Origin of the sequence: Pseudomonas fluorescens (assembly GCF_902497895.1) — a bacterium.
Lineage (GTDB): Bacteria > Pseudomonadota > Gammaproteobacteria > Pseudomonadales > Pseudomonadaceae > Aquipseudomonas > Aquipseudomonas fluorescens_BP.
Map to the genome: position 1 here is coordinate 168398 of NZ_CABVHQ010000001.1, position 19613 is coordinate 188010.

Here is a 19613-nt window from a genome sequence, read left to right on the forward strand (position 1 = left end):
TAAGGGCGGAACCATTAGTGGCCGTTACCGCAGAAATGGATATGTACACCCTCAAGAGCCAGGCCGGCTGTCAGGCCGCCATCGCGAGCAAGCTCGCTCCCACATTAGGAATCTGAGTACATCCGCGAGAGACAGGTGAGGGCTAAGACGGTATCTACGCCGATCCGAGAAACCTTCAGATGAGCGCCAATCCCACCAGCACCGCCACTTCCAGTAACTCCAGCAGCGCTCCGGCGGTATCTCCCGTGGTTCCGCCCAGGCGCCTCAGCATCACTTGCCGCAACCAGAAGAAAATCACCACAGCCAGCCCCACGGCCAACACACCGCCCCACCCGGCGATCAGTAAACAAACCAGTGCACTGAGCAGCAACACCTGTTTTCCCGCCAGACGCGGCAGGTGATCAGCCAGCGCCTGGCCCAGTCCGCCGGCCCGCACGTAGGGCGTGGTCAGGAACAAGCCGAGCATTGCACTGCGGCCGAGCAGTGGCGCCAGGAGTAAGGCAGCACTGTATGGCTGCTCGATCAGCGCCAGCAGCGCGGTGAATTTGAGCAACAGCACCAGCACCAGCGTGACCACGGCAATCGGTCCGCTGCGCGGGTCCTTCATGATGGTCAGGGTCCGCTCGCGATCGCCAAAGCCACCCAGCCAGGCATCGGCACTGTCCGCCAGACCATCCAGATGCAAGCCGCCGCTGAGCAAAACCCAGGCGCTCAGCAGCAACGCCGCGTGTAACAACAACGGCGTGCCCGCCAGCAGCCCATTCAGCGCCCACAACAGCCCGCCGAACAGCAACCCCACCAGCGGATAAAACAGCAACGAACGCCCCAGCTCCCGGGGCTGCGGCATACCCGGCAGACGAATCGGCAAGCTGCTGAGAAACTGCAGGGCGATCCAGAAAGGCAACATGCTCAGGCTTCTTCCCGGAGCACGGTATTGGCCTCGACCCGCAGCGAGAACAGCGCAGCATGGCCGACCTCGACATTGAGCAATTGCTCGCGGGGCAAGCCCCGAGCCCGGGCCAGCAGTAAGCGCATCACCCCGCCATGACTGATCAACAATACTCGCTCGCCGGCATAGTTCTGATGCAGGCGCTCGACCGCCGCCAGCACCCGTGCCGAAAACTGCGTCACCGGTTCGCCCTCGGGCGGGGTGAACCCGTAGGGGTCGGCCCAGAACAAACCCAAGGCTTGTGCGTCGGTTTCCATGAGTGCCGCCGCGCTCTGCCCTTCCCAGGCACCGAAGTGTAATTCCTGCAGGTCTTTGTCCAGCGTGACCGGTAAGCCAAGACGCGTGCCCAGTTCATCGGCGAAACGCGCGCAACGTTGCAGCGGCGAACTGACCAGCCGATCCCAGGGTCCCTTGGCCAGCACCGCGGCGCGCATCTGCTCCCAGCCCCTGGCCGTCAGTGCGTCATCCAGGCTGCCGCGCAAACCGCCACCCAGTTCGGTTTCGCCGTGGCGCAGCAAGTCCAGGTACAAGGTCATGCCGGACGATCCGCGACGGCGGCTTCGGCGAAGGTCGCCATCTGCCCGTGCAGCTCGCAGGCCAGTCGCAACAATGGCACGGCCAACGCCGCACCGCTGCCCTCGCCCAGGCGCAAACCGAGATCCAGCAGCGGTTCGGCCTTGAGCGTCTCAAGCACATGCCGATGACCTGGCTCGGCACCACGATGACCGAACAGCAACCACTCGCGGCTCGGCGGATTCAAGCGCACCGCGACCAACGCCGCGACGCTGCAGATAAACCCGTCCACCAGCACTGCCACGCCTTCCTGGGCGCAGGCCAGATACGCCCCGACCAGTGCCGCGATCTCAAAGCCACCGAGATTGAACAAGGTCTGCAAGACATCGCCGCGCTGGGCCCCATGCAAGGCCAGGGCGCGCTCGATGACCTGGGCTTTATGATTGACACCTGCGTCATTCAGACCGGTGCCCGGCCCGACCAGATGCGCCACCGGGCAATCGAGCAAGGCACACGCCACGGCGCTCGCGGCGGTGGTGTTGCCGATGCCCATCTCGCCACCGATAAACAGCTCGGCACCTGCCGCCAAGGCGCGGCGCACGCTGTCACGTCCGGCCTGCAGCGCAAGTTCGCCCTGGGCTTGAGTCATGGCCGGGGCATTGACGAAGTTCTGCGTGCCCGCAGCAATGTTCAGGTGCCGCACACCCGGCAGCTTCAGCGAAGAGTTGACGGTGCCCAGATCGACCACTTCCAGTTGCGCGCCCAGTTGCCGCGCCAACACGCTGATCGCCGCGCCACCGTTGACGAAGTTGTGCAGCATCTGCCCGGTGACTTCCTGGGGGAACGCCGAAACGCCCTCGGCGACCACGCCATGGTCGCCGGCAAATATCGCAATCCATAGCTGATTCAGGCTTGGCTTGACCCGCCCTTGCAACCCGGCCAGCTGCACCGCAATCGACTCGAGCCGGCCCAGGGAACCGGCCGGCTTGGTCAGTTGTTGCTGACGGGCTGCGGCCTGTTCGACTGCCTGCGCGTCGATCGCTTTACACGGGTTCAGCCACCAGCAGTTACTCATAACGCAGTTCCTTTCAAAGTCAGAGGCAGGCCGGCGACAGTCAGCACCACACGCTGACAGCGCTCGGCCAGAGCTTGATGCAACCAACCGGCTTCATCGACATAGCGGCGAGTCAACTCGCCCAGCGGCACGACACCCATACCGGTCTCGTTGCTGACAAAAATAATCTCGCCCGGTAACGACGCCAGGCACTCCAGCAGCGCTTCACGCTCAGCCGTCAGGCGTTCGGGGTTGTCCAGCATCAGCAGATTGGTCAGCCACAGGGTCAGGCAATCCACCAGTAGGCAACGCTCGGCGCTGGCGGTTTCCCGCAGCACACGGGCCAGTTCCAGCGGCTCTTCGATCAGCGCCCATTCGGCGGGACGACGAGCCCGGTGATGGGCGACTCGCTCATTCATTTCGCCATCCAGAGGCTGGCTGGTGGCGATGTACGTCACCGCCAGGCCGCTGTCGCAGGCGAGCTTTTCAGCCAGACGACTTTTGCCGGAGCGGGCGCCGCCGAGGATCAGTTGCAGCATGTTTGAAATCCTTAATTTAGCGGTGAAGCCACTGGCGCCATCGCGAGCAAGCTCGCTCCTACAGTGGATCGAGTTGAGCCGCAGATTAGCGATTCACACCGATCCCATGTAGGAGCGAGCTTGCTCGCGATAGGGCCATAACAGTCGGCCTAAATCCCACAGAGCTCGCGCAACAACCCGGTATCCAGATGCTTTTCCACCATGTCGGCCAGGCGCTCGATGTCGCGCTCGCGCAGAGCGTGGTAATCCACTTCCTGCACATCCTGCAGACCGGCCCAGCGCAATAGCGCACTGCAGGCCGGCGGCGATTCGAACAGACCATGCAGGTAGGTGCCGAAAATCTGCCCGTCGGCACTTTGCGCACCGTCGCAGCGACCGTCGTCCAGATGCACCGCAGCCCGTTCCAGCGCGCCACCGCTGGTGACCCCGGCATGAATTTCATAACCGCTGACGGGCGCGTCTTCCAGGACCAGACGGCCGTGGACATTGCGCAATTGCTTCTCTTCTTCGAGGACCGTGGCAAAGGCCAACAAGCCCAGACCGGCACTCGAGCCCGGCGCGCCTTCGAGGCCCAGCGGGTCATGCAAGTGTTCGCCGAGCATCTGCAAACCGCCGCAGATCCCCAGCAGCTTGCCGCCGTAACGCAGGTGCCGGGCGATGGCTGTGTTCCAGCCATTGGCGCGCAGGAACGCGAGGTCGCTGCGCACGCTTTTCGAGCCGGGCAGTATGATCAGGTCGGCCGCGGGAATCGCTTGGCCGGGGCCGACGAATTGCAGATCGACTTGCGGGTGCAGGCGCAGCGGATCGAAATCGGTGTGGTTGCTGATGCGCGGCAAGACCGGCACTACCACCTTCAGCACCTGCTCGGCCTTGTCGGTCTGACGCTGATCGATGCCGTCTTCGGCTTCCAGGTGCAGGTCCATGACATAGGGCAACACGCCAATCACCGGCTTGCCGGTCCGCGCTTCGAGCCAGTCGAGGCCCGGCTGCAGCAAAGCGATATCGCCACGGAAACGGTTGATGATGAAGCCTTTGACCCGCGCCTGTTCTGTGGCCGACAGCAACTCCAGAGTGCCCACCAGATGGGCGAAGACCCCGCCGCGGTTGATATCGGCGATCAACAGCACCGGGCAATCCACGGCTTCGGCAAAGCCCATGTTGGCGATATCTCCGGCACGCAGATTGATCTCGGCCGGCGAACCTGCGCCTTCGACCATTACCACCGGATAGGCAGCGCTCAAGCGTTGGTGCGAGGCCAGCACCGCCTGCATGGCGATGGCCTTGTAATCGTGATAGGCCACGGCATTCATGCTGGTCACCGCGCGACCATGAATAATCACCTGGGCGCCGGTATCGCTGTTAGGTTTGAGCAACACCGGGTTCATGTCGGTGTGCGGCTGGAGATTGGCGGCCTGGGCCTGCACTGCCTGGGCACGACCGATTTCACCGCCGTCGGCCGTCACCGCGCTGTTGAGCGCCATGTTCTGTGGCTTGAACGGCACGACACTGACGCCCTGGCGAATCAGCCAGCGGCACAGCGCGGTGACCAGGGTACTTTTACCGGCATCCGAGGTGGTGCCTTGCACCATCAGCGTAGTCATGGCGCTTGTTCCTGGGTATAGGCCTGGAAGGCTTGTTCGAGACGCCGCCAATCGGTTTCATCGGCCGGCAAGCCGAATCGCAGGCTGCTGTTATGGGCGAACAGGCGCAGTAGAATGCCGCGCCGGGCCATGAATTCATGTAACTGCTCGGCGTGCCCGGTGATCAACCATTGAAACAGCGCGCAGCCTCCTTGTGGCTTGAAGCCATGATGTTCAAGCACCTGGGCCAAACGCTGGCTGGCTGCTTCGCTGCGCAGGCGTTGGCGGACCTGGCCCACAGTGTCGCGCAGACATATCTGACCCAACACTCGGGTCGGACCGCTGACCGCCCACGGCCCGAGCTGTTCGGCGAGCAGTTTCAGCAGTTTGTGCTCTGCCAGCGCGAAACCCAGGCGCACCCCCGCCAGGCCGAAAAACTTGCCGAACGAACGCAAGACGATCAGCCCGACCTGGTTCGTATGCGCGGCAAGACTCAGGTGGGGCGTGTTGTCCATGAACGCTTCATCGACCACCAGCCAGCCTCCGCGCTGCGCCAGCCGCGCGTGCCAGTCGAGCAGGCGCTCCGGGGTCAGGCTCAGGCCGGTCGGGTTATTCGGGTTGACCACCACCAGCACGTCCAGGGCGTCGAGAAAGAACTCCACTTCCTGTTCCAGCACTTCACGCACCACGTAGCCGCCGCGCCGCCAGGCCTCGGCATGCTCGGCGTAACAGGGCGAGAGCACACCGACCTTGCCGGTGCGGCGCAAACGCGGCAGCAACTGGATGGCCGCTTGCGAACCTGGCACCGGCAACACTTGAGTGGCGCCGTAGTAGTCGCAGGCAGCTTGCTCGAGACCATCATCGGTTTCCGGCAAGCGCGCCCAGGCCCGCAAGGGAATCGGCGGTACCGGAAACGGCCAGGGCGCGAGGCCGCTGGACAGGTCCAGCCAATCGGCTTCGGCAATGCCGTAGTGCAACGCCGCCTTGCGCAACCGTCCACCGTGTTCAAGCATAGAACTCAGCTCCCACGCAGAGAATCAGCAGCCATAACCACACGCCGCGCTGCACCAGTTGCCAGCCACGGTCGATGGAATCGGCATCGGCCGGTACACCCTCGCCCAATGGCGGGCGCTGGTGCAGTTCGCCGTGATAAATCGCCGCCCCGCCCAACTCGACGCCCAGGGCACCCGCCCCCGCCGCCATCACCGGACCGGCGTTCGGGCTGTCCCAGGTCGGCCCCTGGGTTCGCCAGCATTTGAGTGCCAGGCGGGTCTTGCCCAGTAGCGCGTAGGTCAGGGCTACCAGCCGCGCAGGAATATAGTTGAGCACATCGTCGATCTTCGCCGCCGCCCAGCCGAATCGTTCGAAGCGATCATTACGATAGCCCCACATCGCGTCCAGGGTATTGCTCAAGCGATAGAGCACCACCCCCGGAGCGCCGGCGATGGCAAACCAGAACAAGGCGGCAAACACCGCGTCGCTGCCGTTCTCCAGCACCGATTCGGTGGCAGCGCGGGCGACCTCCGTTGGATCAAGCTCGCTGGTCTGACGGCTGACCAGATAGCCCACTCGCCGCCGCGCTTCGTCCAAGTCATCGCTGCGCAGGGCTTGCGCGACCGGCTCGACATGCTCGCCAAGGCTGCGCAGGCCAAGGGCGCAATACAGCGCGAGGATTTCCACCAGCCAGCCGATATAGGGCAGCCAGGAAAAGGCAGTCACCAATAGCGTCAGCGGCAACACCGCCAGCACCCAGGCGGTGACGCCATGGCTGCGCCAGCCACGCCCGCCAGAGTTGAAACGTTGCTCGATGCGATCGGCAAACCGGCCGAACGCCACCAGCGGATGCCAGCGTTTGGGTTCACCCAGCAGCGCATCCAGCGCAACCGCGGCGACGCTCAATAACGCCACACTCATTGACTCACTCCCCAATAATTCTCATACAGCAAATCACTCAGCGCACGCGGCTGCGCCCAGCCTTCGAGCACCAGCATTGGCGCCGGATAAAATTCCTTTACTGGCCCCAGGCACAACACCGCCAGCGGTTTGGCCCCGGCCGGCAGACCCAGCAGATCGGCCAGGGCCTGGGGCTCGAACAACGACACCCAGCCCATGCCCAGGCCTTCGGCGCGGGACGCCAGCCAGAGGTTTTGAATGGCGCAGGACAAGGACGCCATATCCATTTCGGGCAACGTTCGGCGGCCGAAAATATGCCGCTCGCGATCATCCATCAGCGCGGCGACCAGCACTTCGGCGCAGTCGTTGATGCCTTCGACTTTCAACTTCATGAACTCGTCGGAACGTTCGCCCAGGGCCTCGGCGGTGCGCACCCGTTCCTCTTCCACCAGCTGCTGGATCTTGCCGCGCAACGGGCGATCGCTGATGCGGATAAACCGCCAGGGCTGCATCAAGCCAACGCTCGGGGCTTGATGGGCGGCTTCGAGCAGGCGCCGGAGCAGTTCAGGCTCGACCGTGCCGCCGCTGAAATGACGCATGTCGCGGCGTTCGCCAATTACCCGATAAACCGCTTCACGTTCAGCCGGACTGAATGCGTTGTCGGTCATGGCCTCTTCGCGAGCAAGCTCGCTCCCACATTCGATTGCGTATGCTCTGTGGGAGCGAGCTTGCTCGCGATAGCGGTCTCGGCATCCGGCGCAAAAAGCGCAGCCACAGCCGAGGGATTGGAAGGGAAATAAAAGTGCACATAAGAAGCTGTCATCCGCCCCTCGCGATACACCGCTTCCGCCCCCCGCCCACCATTTGGGCTCAGGCCACGGGCAATCGGCTCAAGCGTCGTGCTGGTCAGCGAGTGGTGATAGGTATGGCCGCGCAACGAGCCCTCCGGCAGATCAACAGCCTGCAAGGCCAGTGCCGCCAGACGCTTTTGCATCACCGCATCGCCCGCGAGCAATCCCGCCAGTTGGGCACGCTGGCCCTCGACATCGGTCAGCGAATCGAGCAGATACAACATGCCGCCACACTCGGCCAGCAACGGCTTGCCGGCTACGTGGTGGGCACGGATCGAAGCCAGCATCGTGGCGTTTTCCGCCAGCGCGACATGATGCAATTCCGGGTAGCCACCCGGCAGGTACAAGCTGTCAGCCTCGGGCAGTTCGCGGTCATGGATCGGCGAGAAGAACCGCAACTCGGCGCCCATCGCCCGCAGCAGGTCGAGGCTCGCACCATAGGTGAACGCAAAGGCTTCATCGCGGGCCACGGCAATCCGCACACCGGCCAGCAACGGCTCGGCCACAACCACTTCAGGCGCGGCGAACTCGACCGCTGGCGGCAACGCCACTTCGCAACTGCCGGCCAAGGCTTCGGCCGCAGCGTCGAGGCGCAGATCCAGGTCATTCAGTTCGCTGGCCTGCACCAGGCCCAGGTGACGGCTCGGCAGTTCGATCCCGGTTTCCCGGGACAACGCGCCATACCAGCGCAGGCCTTCGGTCAGGCTGCCTTCGAGCAATTGCGCATGGCGCAAGGTGCCGACGCGGTTGGCCAGCACGCCGGCAAACGGCAAGTCCGGCTGATAACGCGCCAGACCCAGGGCCAGGGCACCGAAGGTCTGGGCCATGGCCGTGCCGTCGATCACCGCCAGCACAGGCACGCCGAAGTGCCGCGCCAGGTCGGCGCTGGACGGCGTGCCATCGAACAGGCCCATGACCCCTTCGATCAGAATCAGGTCCGCCTCGCCCGCCGCTTCCCAGAGCAGTCGACGGCTTTCCTGTTCGCCGACCATCCACATGTCCAGTTGATACACCGGCGCACCGCTGGCGCGCTCGAGAATCATCGGGTCGAGGAAGTCCGGACCGCACTTGAACACCCGAACCTTGCGCCCCTGATTACGATGCAAGCGGGCCAGCGCGGCGGTCACGGTGGTCTTGCCCTGACCGGAAGCCGGGGCGGCGATCAATACCGCCGGGCAACGACGTGCATCACTCATGCTTGAATACTCACAGCTCGATGCCCTTTTGCGCTTTGATCCCGGCCTGGAACGCATGCTTGAGCACGCCCATTTCGGTGACGGTGTCGGCCAGGTCAATCATTTCGGGCTTGGCACCGCGACCGGTGACCAGCACATGCTGCATCGGCGGGCGAGCCTGCAAGTCGCTGAGTACCTGGTCGAGGTCCAGATAGCCGTGTTTGAGGGCAATATTCAGCTCATCGAGCACCACCAGGCCAATGGCCGGGTCACGCAACAATTCACGGGAGACGGCCCAGGCCGCTTCGGCCGCCGCGATGTCACGTTGACGGTCCTGAGTTTCCCAGGTGAAGCCCTCACCCATGACGTGAAAGCGTACTTGCTCGGGAAAACGTCGAAAGAACAGCTCCTCACCGGTACTGTTGCGACCCTTGATGAACTGCACCACGCCGCATTGCATGCCGTGGCCCATGGCCCGGGCGAGCATGCCGAAGGCGGAGCTGCTCTTGCCTTTGCCGTTGCCGGTCAGCACCAGCAGCAACCCGCACTCGTTCGGCGAGTTGGCGATACGTTCGTCGATTACCGCTTTTTTGCGCAGCATGCGCGCCAGATGGCGTTCGTCACGATCGGGGGAATCAGTCATGGAGCAGCTCTCCGTTGGAAATGGATAACGGGGGGCAGGAATAAAAATAGACGGCATTAAGCCTGGCATCGCCCACCGTGATGCCGTTGGATGGATCAGGCCGGTCTCCGGGCTCATGAGTGGGTGTAATCCCGGACTGCGCGCCTTCCCGGGTCGACTCGCGACACAGTGGCACCAGGCACAGTCTTGACTCATTTACCGTTGCGGGGGCAGCGCCGGGATCGCTGCCCGCTCTGTAACAGAACGCGCACTCACCGGCTTCCCTGTTTCACTCTTTCGACCAGGGTCACAGAGCACCTGAAACAAGTCGCGAAGGTTAGAGGGTTGAGGGTGGAGCGTCAATTAAACCCGGGCAACTATCACCCTGGCATTGCCGTGCTATTCAAAGAGGCACGCCGCTGAAAGGTTGAACCAACCGGCAGCTATGCGCCTCTATGAATACATCAGTGCATTCGTAGGGAGATCAGCATGCTCAAGCCTCAACTTGCCCTTGTCATCGTGCTCGCCGGCGGGCTTGCAGCCTGTAGTGAAACCGCCACCCTGAAAGTTTCCGATGGCACCGGGCCGTCGCCGAAGCTGCCGCAACCGAACAAAACCCTGATCCCGACCGTGAACATCGCCCCGGCGATCGGCTGGCCTGAAGGTGCCAGACCGACCGCCGCAAGTGGCACTCAGGTAGCGGCGTTTGCCGAAGGGCTTGATCATCCGCGCTGGCTTTACGTACTACCCAACGGTGACGTGCTGGTGGCCGAAACCAACGCTCCGCCCAGGCCCGACGATCGCAAAGGCATTTTTGGCTGGGTCATGGGCAAGTTCATGGGCCGCGCCGGAGCCGTTGTCCCGAGCCCGAATCGCATCACCCTGCTGCGGGACAAGGACCATGATGGCGTCGCCGAAACCCGCACAATATTCCTCGAGAACCTCAACTCACCGTTCGGCATGATTCTGGTGGGCAATGATCTCTACGTCGCGGATACCGATCGGTTGCTGCGCTTCCCCTATAAAGACGGAGAAACCTCGATCACCGCGCAACCGACCAAGGTGGTGGACCTGCCCGGTGGGACCTTGAATCACCACTGGACCAAGAACGTGATTGCCAGCAAGGATGGCAGCAAGCTCTACGTTACCGTCGGCTCCAATAGCAACGTCGGCGAAAACGGTCTGGAGCAGGAACAAGGGCGCGCCGCGATCTGGGAAGTCGACCGCGCCACCGGTCAGCATCGGATCTTTGCCTCAGGCCTGCGCAATCCCAACGGCATGGCCTGGGAGCCCCAGAGCGGGCAACTCTGGACCGCCGTCAACGAACGTGACGAAATCGGCAGCGATCTGGTGCCGGACTACATCACCTCGGTCAAGGACGGCGCCTTCTATGGCTGGCCCTTCAGTTACTATGGCCAGCACGTCGACGTGCGCGTCACTCCACAAGACCCGGCACTGGTAGCCAAAGCCATCGTTCCGGACTACGCCGTCGGCCCGCACACTGCATCACTGGGCCTGACCTTCGCCGAAGGCAGCAAATTGCCGCCGTCCTTCACCCAAGGCGCATTCATCGGCCAGCATGGCTCCTGGAACCGTAAGCCGCACAGTGGCTACAAAGTGATCTTCGTACCGTTCAGCGCCGGCAAACCCAGCGGCCAACCGATTGACGTGCTGACGGGCTTCCTCACTGAAGACGAAAAAGCCATGGGCCGGCCGGTGGGGGTGGTGATTGATCAGCAAGGGGGCTTGCTGGTGGCGGATGACGTGGGGAACAAGATCTGGCGGGTGTCGGCGGCCCCGTAGGAGCTGCCGAAGGCTGCGATCTTTATCGATCTCCTCTACGCCAAAGAAGCGGAGCGGGCTTGCCCCAATCCTGATCAGTTAATGAAAATCTATAGTCTGGCGGGCATTTGTGGCGAGGGGGCTTGCCCCCGTTCGGCTGCGGAGCAGTCGTAGAACCGGTGAATGCGGTGTACCTGACAGATCGGGATCGCTGGTTTTTGGGGCCGCTTCGCGACCCAACGGGGCGATGCGGCGTTCCGACAAGCCCCCTCGCCACAGGTTTGGTGTTCGGCGTGCCTTACTCTTAATTGCCTACCGCTTGCGGCACAGCGTCAGCCCATCGCCCAGCGGCAGCAGCGACAGATCGACCCGAAGGTCATCCTTCAAGGCGCGGTTCAGGGCCTGGATGGCGCGGGTGTCTTCGCTTTCGGGATTGACCTCGAGCACGCGCCCGCTCCATAGCGTGTTATCGAAAATCACCAGCCCGCCGCTTCGCAGCAGACGCAAGGCGCTTTCCAGATAGGCCGGATAGTTGGCCTTGTCGGCATCGATGAAGATCAGGTCGAAACTTCCACCCTGCCCTTGCTGCTCCAGCTGCGCCAGGGTTTCCAGCGCCGGTGCCAGGCGCAGATCAATCCGCTGCGCCAGGCCCGCCTCCTGCCAGTAACGGCGAGCGGTGGCGTTGTAATCGCCAGGAATATCGCAACAGATCAGGCTGCCATCCTCCGGCAAGGCAGCAGCCATGCACAAGGCGCTGTAACCGGTGAAGGTGCCGACTTCCAGCAAGCGCCTGGCGCCGGTCAGTTTGACCAACAAGGCGAGGAACTGGCCCTGCTCGGGCGCCACCTGCCAGCGGGCCATGGGCAGCGCCTGGGTTTCGTCACGCAAACGGCGTAACAGCGGCGTTTCGCGCAAGGAAACATCCAGCAGGTAGCTGTAGAGGGAATCGTCGAGATTGAGGGTGCGCGCGGTCATGAAAACCTCTGCAAAGGTGCGACCTAAGGGTTACGCGCCAGACGCTCCGGCTGCAACACCCGCTTGGCGCTGAGATAGGCTTTCTGCCAGTAGGCTTTGGACAGGGTATCGAGCTTGACCGTTCCGCCGGTGGCAGGCGCATGAACAAATCGGCCTTCGCCGACATAAATTCCGGCATGACTGACTTGCGAGCCGCCATTGGTGGCAAAAAATATCAGGTCGCCAGTCTGCAGGGCGTTCTGGTCGACATCCTGCGCACGCATACCGATCATTTCGCGGGTCGTACGCGGCAGAGTGATGCCAGCGACATCACGATAAACGTAGCCGATCAGACCACTGCAATCGAAACCCGAGTCCGGCGTATTGCCGCCCCAGCGATAAGGTGTACCGACCAGGCCCAACGCTTGGAACAGCACATCTTCAGCCACTGGCGAGAATGCTTGGGAGGGGGCGAAAACAGGTGCCCGGATCACCGGCGCAGGTGGCGGAGTACGGCTGGCGCAAGCACTGAGCAGTGCCGCGAACACGAGAAGCGCAAGGCGGGCCGACGTCGACATGTGCAGAACAATCCTGATCTGGATGCGGCTTTCTCTGCCGTGAGGCTGAAAAGAAAACCGCCTACGCAGAACGCAGGCGGTTTACCATCAACAATAGATCAGGATTCTAGCGGCTACGCGGCAAACTTCAAGTAAGACTTTAAGTTCGCCTTACTGAAAGTAAGCTTACTTGCGAGCGGTAACGATAGTCGGCGCCATGGCGAGGGCTCGCTTGGCTTCGATGAAGGTCTTGCTCCAGTAGCTGTCGCCCAGTTTGTCGACTCGAACACCACCGCTACGACGGCTGCTGGAGTGGATGAACTGGTCATCACCCAGGTAGATCCCGGCGTGACTGACGCGGCCACGGCCATTGGTGCTGAAGAACAGCAGATCACCGGGCTTGAGCTTGTTGCGAGCGACCAGCGGAGCGTCCACGTTGATCATTTCGCGAGTGGAGCGCGGCAAGTTCATGCCCGCCTCTTCTCGAAACAGATACCCGATGAAACCGCTGCAATCGAAGCCTGCCTCGGAGGTGCCGCCGAAACGGTAACGAGTACCGATCAGGGACATGCCACGCTCGAGGATGCTATCGGCCAGGACCGGCATCTGATAAGGCTTGTTATCGTTGAATACGGCCAGTTCTTTTTCAGTCGCCAGGTCTTCCAGGTAAACACTGGAAGACTGTGCAGTAACAGAGTTTGTAACCTGCTGTTGTGGCTCTTGCTGGGACACTGGAGAGTGCGCAGCGCAACCAAACAACAGGGTAACGAGTGCGAGAGGCACGAGGGGTGCGAAGCGATTTAGCATGGGCACGACCGTGGCTGATAGTTTTGAAGAGCCGCGACTATGCCTTCTATCATCCTCATTTGCAAATTCAATCGAGGGGAATGTGACTTTTCGGTTTGTCGTTTGCATCTAAGGCCTAAAGCCCATATAGACGCTTGCGCACCCTGGATACGGCCTCGGAGCGGATTTTCTGGCGCCTGAAAAGTGCCAAAAAACGCTGCAGAGCGCGGTTTTACCGGGTCATTTTACCAACCCAGGGTTTCTTTCAGGAAGGGAATGGTCAGTTTGCGTTGCGCCTGCAACGAAGCTTGATCGAGACGCTCCAGCAGTTCGAACAATGCGCTCATGCTGCGAGTGCCACGCGTCAGGATAAAGTGTCCGACCTCATCGGTCAGGTGCAGACCGCGCCGTGAAGCACGCAGTTGCAGGGCACGCAGTTTGTCTTCATCGGAGAGCGGACGCATCTGGAAAATCAGCGCCAGGGTCAGGCGTGATTTCAAATCCGCCAACTTCACCGGCAGCTCCCGTGGCGAAGTCGAAGCGGCAATCAGCAAACGTCGACCGCTGTCGCGCAAACGGTTGAACAGATGGAACAGCGCCTCTTCCCAGTCCGCCCGCCCCGCCACCGCCTGCAGATCATCCAGGCAGACCAGTTCGTATTGCTCGAGGTTGTCGAGGATTTCAATACCGCGATCCAGCAGTTCCGCCAATGGCAGGTACACCGCCGGTTCGCCCATCTGCTCGAACCGCAAGCACGCGGCTTGCAGCAAGTGCGTACGCCCGACGCCGTCCTTGCCCCAGAGGTAGATCAGGCTTTCGGTCCAGCCAGCGTCGGCTTCGCAAAGCCGCTCGACATAGCCGAGTGCAGCGGCGTTGGCGCCTGGGTAGTAATTGATAAAGGTGGCGTCATCACGCAGACGCACACCTAGGGGCAGCTGAATCGGTTTCATGCTGACTGAACAGTTCCAAAGGAACCGTTAGTGGCCTCTGTATAAAGTGTGCAAAGTTTATACCCGTGACGCCGGGCGCACAATGCAGCAGACCATAAGCAAAATCAAAGGTTTGCGTTAACCCGGAAGAATCGGCGGGGTTTGTTTGACGGTGCTTGTGACCGTCCCGGGGACGCCCAGGGCGAGTTCTGCATTGCCCCGGGCGGCCTTTGGCAACACGTCAGAAGGCGTTACTGGGTCTTCCACTCCGGTGTAGATATCCGAATCCTTGTACAAATCGTGTACATGACGCACCAGCACCATGATTACCGCGGCCACCGGCAAGGCCAGCAGGATCCCGGTAAAGCCAAACAGCTCACCGCCCGCCAGAATGGCGAAGATCACCGCTACCGGGTGCAGACCGATCCGGTCCCCCACCAGCAATGGCGTCAGGACCATGCCTTCCAGCGCCTGACCGACCATGAATACCGCGACGATGCCGACCATCGGATACAGGTCGCCACCAAACTGGAACAGGCCAGCCACCAGGGCCGCGCCGATGCCGATGACGAAGCCCATGTACGGCACAATGGCCGCCAGCCCGGCAATCATCCCGATCAACAGCCCCAGTTCAAGCCCGACCAGCATCAAACCAGCCGAGTAGATCACTCCCAGGGCGACCATCACCAGCAGCTGGCCACGAACAAAAGCCCCGAGTACCTCATGGCACTCGCCGGCCAATATCACCGCGCGCTCCTCACGATCGCGAGGCAGCAGGCTGCGGATCTTCGCCATCATCAGGTCCCAGTCACGCAGCAGGTAGAAACTGACCACCGGGATCAGCACCAGATTGGCCAGCAAAGCGATCAAGGCCAGGCCGGAAGCGGTTGCCTGGCTAAGCACTATGCCAACAATGTCGGTGGTCTGGCCCATATGCTCGGTGATGGCCGCCTTGATCTTGTCGAACTTCCAGAAACCATCGGCAAGCCCCAGCTTCGATTGCGCCCATGGCATGGCGGTGTGCTGCAACCAGTCGAGCATTTGCGGCAGCAGTTCATACAAGCGCAACAGCTGCTTGGCCAGCATTGGCACCAGCACTAGCAACAGCGTCATGACGATCACGCAGAACAGCGCAAACACCGCCACCACGCCCCAGGTTCGCGAGAGACCGAGCGCCTCCAGGCGATCCACCAGCGGGTCGAACAGATAGGCCAACAGCAGCGCCACCAGGAACGGCGTGAGGATCGGATGCAACAGGTACACAAAGGCGAACAGCAGGATCACCCCACCCAACCACACCCAACGACGCGTATCAGCCATGAACCGCTCCAGCTTCTATATAGGGAAAGAACAACTTACCAACGGAAATGCAATTGCGCGGCGGGTGCTGGCGCAGCAACCGGCACCGCGCCTGCGACCGCTGGCTGAGCAGGCACTGGCGGCGCCAGTTGCCCGGCAGGCACCTCTTGCAGCTTCGCCAGGCCCAACTGCGCGCGCAATTGTTCGGCGCTGCCAGTGACCTGATAAATAACCCGGTCGCCCTCGACGCGCAGCAGTTTCGCGCGAAACGGCTCAAGCAGTTGCCCGAGTGCCGCGTAACGTTCCAGGGTCATGCCCTGCACTTCCAGCAGCTGCTCGGTGGAGGCTCCGGCCTTGGCGACGAAGCGTGGTGCCAGTTTCTGACTGACGGCCAGTAACACCGCATCGGCGAGAGCCGCAGGGTCGGCGCCTTGCACAGTGCCCTGTTCGCGCTGATCACCCAGCCACAGACGCCATTTGGCCTGCCACTGCCCGCCCTCTTCCTCATTGGCATGCACCGCCAGCAAGGCGTCGGCGGCGTAGCGTTGCGAGGCCGCGCGCAGCGGGGCCGGGTCGGCTCCCTCAAGATGCGGTGCAGTAGCGACAATCTGTTCATTCAAATCAGCCAACGGCAGGCGCAACGGCAAGCCGCGGTGCTGGGCTGCACGACGCAGCGGCGCGGCGCTGGCCTGACCATCGCCGACCAGGCTCGAGCCTTCAGCTGAATCATTGAGCCACCAACCAAGAATCGACGGGCGATTGCTGCCCCACAAAGCCAACCCGGCCTGACGCAAGGCCCGATCGGTGCTGACCGGATCGAAATCCACCTTCAGGCTTTCCGGTGGCCCGGCGTCATAGCCGTATCGGCTGATGATCTGCTGCGGATCCTTGCGAATAGCCGCCAGCCCCGGGTTTTGCGCCGCCTTGGCATCACCAGTCAGGCGCAGCACCAGGGTATCCAAAGCGCGTTGCGTGGCTTGATCGCGCTCTTGCGGGGTCTGACTGCTGACCGGTTCGCGTACTTGATACAACCCATTGAGTGTTTCGGCATGACTCGCCAGGCTGAAAAAAGATAAACAGCCCACAACTAGTAATTTACACAGACGCATGGAGTATTCCTGACGGCAAAAAGCGGCTGGAACAGGCCGCATGAACAGAATTGAGCAAGGCTGTGACCACAACGCCTGGCAAAACATTCACAGGACCTTGGTAAGTTTTCGAACAGTCGTAACCATAGCTGGTTAATGTCTATACCTTATACAGTCACGGAAGAGGCGACCATCTTGTGTAATAACGGATTTTTTAACGTGATATGTCCCTGCCCGTCGGCCCGAGGATGGCCGCTGCCCCTCAAGCCTGATAAAATCGCGCGCCTTCGCAGACCGGCAACAGTCGGGCACCCGGAAATTCGCGTCGGCAATTGCCCTTCGCCTGTTTCAGTGGGTCCCACTGGACTCGGTCGTTACCCCTGAATCCCCCCTAAAGGCCTGGATCATGAGCAAGCAACCCTCCCTGAGCTACAAGGACGCCGGTGTAGACATCGACGCCGGTGAAGCATTGGTCGAACGCATCAAGAGCGTCGCCAAGCGCACTGCGCGCCCGGAAGTCATGGGCGGCCTGGGCGGTTTCGGCGCCCTCTGCGAAATCCCGGCCGGTTACAAACAACCGGTTCTGGTCTCCGGAACCGACGGCGTCGGCACCAAGCTGCGTCTGGCGCTGAACCTGAACAAACACGACAGCATTGGCATCGACCTGGTTGCCATGTGTGTGAACGACCTGGTGGTCTGTGGCGCCGAGCCGCTGTTCTTCCTCGACTACTACGCCACCGGCAAACTCAATGTCGAGACCGCGACCCAGGTAGTGACCGGTATCGGCGCTGGCTGTGAGTTGTCCGGTTGCTCCCTGGTCGGCGGTGAAACCGCTGAAATGCCGGGCATGTACGAAGGCGAAGACTACGACCTGGCCGGCTTCTGCGTCGGCGTCGTGGAAAAATCCGAAATCATCGACGGCTCGAAAGTCGCCGCCGGCGATGCCCTGCTCGCCCTGCCGTCTTCCGGTCCGCACTCCAACGGCTACTCGCTGATCCGCAAGATCATTGAAGTGTCCGGTGCCGACATCGAAAACATCCAGCTCGACGGCAAGCCGCTGACCGACCTGCTGATGGCCCCGACCCGTATCTACGTGAAGCCGCTGCTCAAGTTGATCAAGGACACCGGCGCGGTCAAGGCCATGGCCCACATCACCGGTGGTGGCCTGCTCGACAACATCCCGCGGGTGCTGCCAAAAGGCGCTCAGGCCGTGGTTGACGTCGCCAGCTGGCAGCGCCCGGCTGTGTTCGACTGGCTGCAAGAGAAAGGCAACGTTGAAGAAGTGGAAATGCACCGCGTGCTGAACTGCGGCGTGGGCATGGTGATCTGCGTGGCTCAGGAGCACGTTGAAATTGCCCTGAACGTTCTGCGTGAAGCCGGCGAGCAACCATGGGTCATCGGCCAGATCGCGACTGCCGCCGAAGGCGCAGCTTCGGTCGAGCTGAAAAACCTCAAGGTTCACTGATGCAAGAACGGATGCAAGAACGGATGCAAGCAACCTGTGATGTCGTGGTGCTGCTGTCCGGCTCCGGCAGCAACTTGCAGGCTCTGATCGACGCCAGTCAGGCCGGGGACAACCCGGCCCGCATCCGCGCGGTGATCTCCAACCGCGCCGACGCCTACGGCCTGCAACGCGCCTTCGATGCGGGTATCGAAACCCGCACGCTGGATCACAAGGCTTTCGAAGGTCGCGAGGCCTTCGATGCCGCGTTGATCGAACTGATCGACGCCTTCGAGCCCAAGCTGGTGGTCCTGGCCGGATTCATGCGCATTCTCAGCGCTGATTTCGTGCGTCACTACCAGGGTCGCCTGCTCAATATCCATCCTTCGCTGCTACCCAAATACAAAGGGTTACACACTCATCAGCGAGCGTTGGAGGCCGCAGACACGGAGCACGGCTGCAGCGTGCACTTCGTGACCGAGGAACTCGATGGCGGACCACTGGTCGTACAGGCATTGATCCCGGTAGAGTTAGGCGACTCGCCGCAAAGTCTGGCGCAGCGAGTCCATGTCCAGGAACACCGGATTTACCCGATGGCCGTGCGCTGGTTTGCCGAAGGCCGGTTAGCGCTTGGCGAACAGGGTGCAATACTGGATGGACAGTTACTGGGGGCCAGTGGCCACTTGATTCGAAACTAGGAGATTTTATGCGTCGCGTCCTGCTCTTCGCTTGTGCTCTGTTTGCTCTGCCCGTTGTGCAGGCCGCAGAACTTCAACCTTTCTCCGCCAGCTATACCGCCGACTGGAAGCAACTTCCCATGAGCGGCACGGCAGAACGCAGCCTGAAAAAAAATGCCGACGGCTCATGGACCATGAGTTTCAAGGCATCCATGATGATCGCCAGCTTGACCGAAGAAAGTACGCTGACGCTGGACAAGGACACCCTGCTGCCGCAGTCGTATCACTTCGAGCGCGGCGGCCTGGGTAAAGCCAAGAAGGCCGACCTGGATTTCGACTGGTCGACCAAAATGGTCACCGGCACCGATCGCGGCGACCCCGTCAAATTGCCTTTGAATCGCGGCATGGTCGACAAATCCACCTATCAGCTCGCCTTGCAGCATGACGTAGCCGCCGGCAAGAAAAGCATGAGTTACCAGGTGGTGGATGGTGGCGATGTCGACACCTACGACTTCCGCGTGCTGGGCTCCGAAAAAGTCGACACCAAGGCCGGCCAGATCGATGCGATCAAGGTCGAGCGCGTGCGTGACCCTACTCAAAGCAAACGCATCACCGTGATGTGGTTCGCCAAGGACTGGGATTACTTGCTGGTGCGCCTGCAACAGGTCGAGACCGACGGCAAGGAGTACAACATCATGCTCCTGAACGGCGACGTCAACGGCAAGACTGTCAAAGGCAGCTGATCCGCACCAAATAAAAAAAGCCTCGCGATTGCGGGGCTTTTTTCGTCTGCCGTCTGGATGTTGCCTGTCAGACCGCTATCGCGAGCGAGCTCGCTCCCACAGGTTTTGTGTCGATCACACCATCATATGTCCGACACAGATCCAGTGTGGGAGCGAGCTTGCTCGCGATGAGGCCCGGACA

At 61.7% G+C, this 19613-nt stretch carries 19 protein-coding genes, 1 pseudogene and 1 riboswitch; of the genes and pseudogenes, 4 read left to right on the plus strand and 16 right to left on the minus strand.

The features are described 5' to 3' along the window. Positions 1-175 precede the first annotated feature (175 nt). The 10 genes from F8N21_RS00745 to cobO form a co-directional block, all read right to left on the minus strand. On the minus strand, positions 176-907 hold the full coding sequence (locus F8N21_RS00745) for an adenosylcobinamide-GDP ribazoletransferase (RefSeq protein ID WP_150640276.1): 732 nt from the start codon (positions 905-907) through the stop codon (positions 176-178). A 2-nt stretch (positions 908-909) separates the two neighbouring features. Beyond that, the gene (gene cobC, locus F8N21_RS00750) at positions 910-1485 is read right to left on the minus strand and encodes an alpha-ribazole phosphatase family protein (RefSeq protein ID WP_150640277.1); all 576 of its coding nucleotides are present in this window, start codon (positions 1483-1485) and stop codon (positions 910-912) included. Next, entirely contained in the window at positions 1482-2537 is a 1056-nt protein-coding gene (gene cobT, locus F8N21_RS00755) for a nicotinate-nucleotide--dimethylbenzimidazole phosphoribosyltransferase (protein WP_150640278.1), read from the minus strand. Before cobT ends, cobC begins: the two co-directional genes overlap by 4 nt. Then, a complete protein-coding gene (gene cobU / locus F8N21_RS00760) occupies positions 2534-3055 on the minus strand; it encodes a bifunctional adenosylcobinamide kinase/adenosylcobinamide-phosphate guanylyltransferase (protein WP_150640279.1) in 522 nt (173 codons plus the stop codon). The genes cobT and cobU overlap by 4 nt, the downstream gene beginning before the upstream one ends. A 149-nt stretch (positions 3056-3204) precedes the next feature. Then, a complete protein-coding gene (locus F8N21_RS00765; RefSeq protein ID WP_150640280.1) occupies positions 3205-4656 on the minus strand; it encodes a cobyric acid synthase in 1452 nt (483 codons plus the stop codon). Then, positions 4653-5648 (minus strand): threonine-phosphate decarboxylase CobD, encoded by a 996-nt coding sequence (cobD, locus tag F8N21_RS00770; RefSeq protein WP_150640281.1) that lies wholly within the window; start codon positions 5646-5648, stop codon positions 4653-4655. Before cobD ends, F8N21_RS00765 begins: the two co-directional genes overlap by 4 nt. Further along, positions 5641-6549 carry an adenosylcobinamide-phosphate synthase CbiB gene (gene cbiB / locus F8N21_RS00775; protein WP_150640282.1) on the minus strand — a complete coding sequence of 303 codons (909 nt, stop codon included), beginning with the start codon at positions 6547-6549 and terminating at the stop codon, positions 5641-5643. Before cbiB ends, cobD begins: the two co-directional genes overlap by 8 nt. Continuing rightward, a complete protein-coding gene (gene bluB, locus F8N21_RS00780) occupies positions 6546-7196 on the minus strand; it encodes a 5,6-dimethylbenzimidazole synthase (RefSeq protein WP_150640283.1) in 651 nt (216 codons plus the stop codon). The genes cbiB and bluB overlap by 4 nt, the downstream gene beginning before the upstream one ends. Next, positions 7193-8575: a cobyrinate a,c-diamide synthase gene (locus F8N21_RS00785; RefSeq protein ID WP_150640284.1), complete on the minus strand. Its 1383-nt coding sequence runs from the start codon at positions 8573-8575 to the stop codon at positions 7193-7195. The genes bluB and F8N21_RS00785 overlap by 4 nt, the downstream gene beginning before the upstream one ends. 10 nt (positions 8576-8585) lie before the next feature. Continuing rightward, positions 8586-9197 carry a cob(I)yrinic acid a,c-diamide adenosyltransferase gene (cobO, locus tag F8N21_RS00790; RefSeq protein WP_150640285.1) on the minus strand — a complete coding sequence of 204 codons (612 nt, stop codon included), beginning with the start codon at positions 9195-9197 and terminating at the stop codon, positions 8586-8588. A gap of 80 nt (positions 9198-9277) precedes the next feature. Beyond that, a riboswitch (cobalamin riboswitch) is annotated at positions 9278-9513 on the minus strand. Between the two features lie 152 nt (positions 9514-9665). Between cobO and F8N21_RS00795 the strand changes: the two genes are divergently transcribed. Beyond that, positions 9666-10979, plus strand: a complete 1314-nt coding sequence (locus tag F8N21_RS00795) for a PQQ-dependent sugar dehydrogenase (RefSeq protein WP_150640286.1) — start codon at positions 9666-9668, stop codon at positions 10977-10979. A gap of 291 nt (positions 10980-11270) precedes the next feature. Here F8N21_RS00795 and F8N21_RS00800 read toward each other — a convergent pair whose 3' ends face one another. The 6 genes and pseudogenes from F8N21_RS00800 to F8N21_RS00825 form a co-directional block, all read right to left on the minus strand. Continuing rightward, positions 11271-11933: a class I SAM-dependent methyltransferase gene (locus F8N21_RS00800; protein ID WP_150640287.1), complete on the minus strand. Its 663-nt coding sequence runs from the start codon at positions 11931-11933 to the stop codon at positions 11271-11273. Positions 11934-11956: 23 nt separating this feature from the next. Beyond that, positions 11957-12490, minus strand: coding sequence for a C40 family peptidase (locus tag F8N21_RS00805; protein WP_150640288.1), 534 nt, complete (start codon positions 12488-12490; stop codon positions 11957-11959). Between the two features lie 165 nt (positions 12491-12655). Continuing rightward, the gene (locus F8N21_RS00810) at positions 12656-13276 is read right to left on the minus strand and encodes a C40 family peptidase (protein WP_150640289.1); all 621 of its coding nucleotides are present in this window, start codon (positions 13274-13276) and stop codon (positions 12656-12658) included. Positions 13277-13500: 224 nt separating this feature from the next. Beyond that, entirely contained in the window at positions 13501-14205 is a 705-nt protein-coding gene (gene hda / locus F8N21_RS00815) for a DnaA regulatory inactivator Hda (protein ID WP_054049492.1), read from the minus strand. Between the two features lie 234 nt (positions 14206-14439). Then, positions 14440-15504 (minus strand): annotated as a pseudogene (locus F8N21_RS00820) (AI-2E family transporter); the annotation flags it as partial. Between the two features lie 35 nt (positions 15505-15539). After that, positions 15540-16592: a DUF2066 domain-containing protein gene (locus F8N21_RS00825; protein WP_224788145.1), complete on the minus strand. Its 1053-nt coding sequence runs from the start codon at positions 16590-16592 to the stop codon at positions 15540-15542. A 385-nt stretch (positions 16593-16977) separates the two neighbouring features. Between F8N21_RS00825 and purM the strand changes: the two genes are divergently transcribed. Genes purM through F8N21_RS00840 form a run of 3 tightly spaced genes read left to right on the plus strand, consistent with a single transcriptional unit; the run spans position 16978 to position 19432 of the window. Next, entirely contained in the window at positions 16978-18036 is a 1059-nt protein-coding gene (purM, locus tag F8N21_RS00830; protein WP_150640291.1) for a phosphoribosylformylglycinamidine cyclo-ligase, read from the plus strand. Positions 18037-18059: 23 nt separating this feature from the next. Then, the gene (gene purN, locus F8N21_RS00835) at positions 18060-18710 is read left to right on the plus strand and encodes a phosphoribosylglycinamide formyltransferase (RefSeq protein ID WP_150640292.1); all 651 of its coding nucleotides are present in this window, start codon (positions 18060-18062) and stop codon (positions 18708-18710) included. Positions 18711-18718: 8 nt separating this feature from the next. Beyond that, complete coding sequence (locus F8N21_RS00840) at positions 18719-19432, plus strand: DUF3108 domain-containing protein (protein ID WP_150640293.1); 714 nt, start codon at positions 18719-18721, stop codon at positions 19430-19432. The last annotated feature ends 181 nt before the right edge of the window (positions 19433-19613 follow it).

Coding starts and splice junctions, on each gene's coding strand:
- F8N21_RS00745 (WP_150640276.1), bottom strand. CDS start 907: ATGTTGCCTTTCTGGATCGCCCTGCAGTTTCTCAGCAGCTTGCCGATT.
- cobC (WP_150640277.1), bottom strand. CDS start 1,485: ATGACCTTGTACCTGGACTTGCTGCGCCACGGCGAAACCGAACTGGGT.
- cobT (WP_150640278.1), bottom strand. CDS start 2,537: ATGAGTAACTGCTGGTGGCTGAACCCGTGTAAAGCGATCGACGCGCAG.
- cobU (WP_150640279.1), bottom strand. CDS start 3,055: ATGCTGCAACTGATCCTCGGCGGCGCCCGCTCCGGCAAAAGTCGTCTG.
- F8N21_RS00765 (WP_150640280.1), bottom strand. CDS start 4,656: ATGACTACGCTGATGGTGCAAGGCACCACCTCGGATGCCGGTAAAAGT.
- cobD (WP_150640281.1), bottom strand. CDS start 5,648: ATGCTTGAACACGGTGGACGGTTGCGCAAGGCGGCGTTGCACTACGGC.
- cbiB (WP_150640282.1), bottom strand. CDS start 6,549: ATGAGTGTGGCGTTATTGAGCGTCGCCGCGGTTGCGCTGGATGCGCTG.
- bluB (WP_150640283.1), bottom strand. CDS start 7,196: ATGACCGACAACGCATTCAGTCCGGCTGAACGTGAAGCGGTTTATCGG.
- F8N21_RS00785 (WP_150640284.1), bottom strand. CDS start 8,575: ATGAGTGATGCACGTCGTTGCCCGGCGGTATTGATCGCCGCCCCGGCT.
- cobO (WP_150640285.1), bottom strand. CDS start 9,197: ATGACTGATTCCCCCGATCGTGACGAACGCCATCTGGCGCGCATGCTG.
- F8N21_RS00795 (WP_150640286.1), top strand. CDS start 9,666: ATGCTCAAGCCTCAACTTGCCCTTGTCATCGTGCTCGCCGGCGGGCTT.
- F8N21_RS00800 (WP_150640287.1), bottom strand. CDS start 11,933: ATGACCGCGCGCACCCTCAATCTCGACGATTCCCTCTACAGCTACCTG.
- F8N21_RS00805 (WP_150640288.1), bottom strand. CDS start 12,490: ATGTCGACGTCGGCCCGCCTTGCGCTTCTCGTGTTCGCGGCACTGCTC.
- F8N21_RS00810 (WP_150640289.1), bottom strand. CDS start 13,276: ATGCTAAATCGCTTCGCACCCCTCGTGCCTCTCGCACTCGTTACCCTG.
- hda (WP_054049492.1), bottom strand. CDS start 14,205: ATGAAACCGATTCAGCTGCCCCTAGGTGTGCGTCTGCGTGATGACGCC.
- F8N21_RS00825 (WP_224788145.1), bottom strand. CDS start 16,592: ATGCGTCTGTGTAAATTACTAGTTGTGGGCTGTTTATCTTTTTTCAGC.
- purM (WP_150640291.1), top strand. CDS start 16,978: ATGAGCAAGCAACCCTCCCTGAGCTACAAGGACGCCGGTGTAGACATC.
- purN (WP_150640292.1), top strand. CDS start 18,060: ATGCAAGCAACCTGTGATGTCGTGGTGCTGCTGTCCGGCTCCGGCAGC.
- F8N21_RS00840 (WP_150640293.1), top strand. CDS start 18,719: ATGCGTCGCGTCCTGCTCTTCGCTTGTGCTCTGTTTGCTCTGCCCGTT.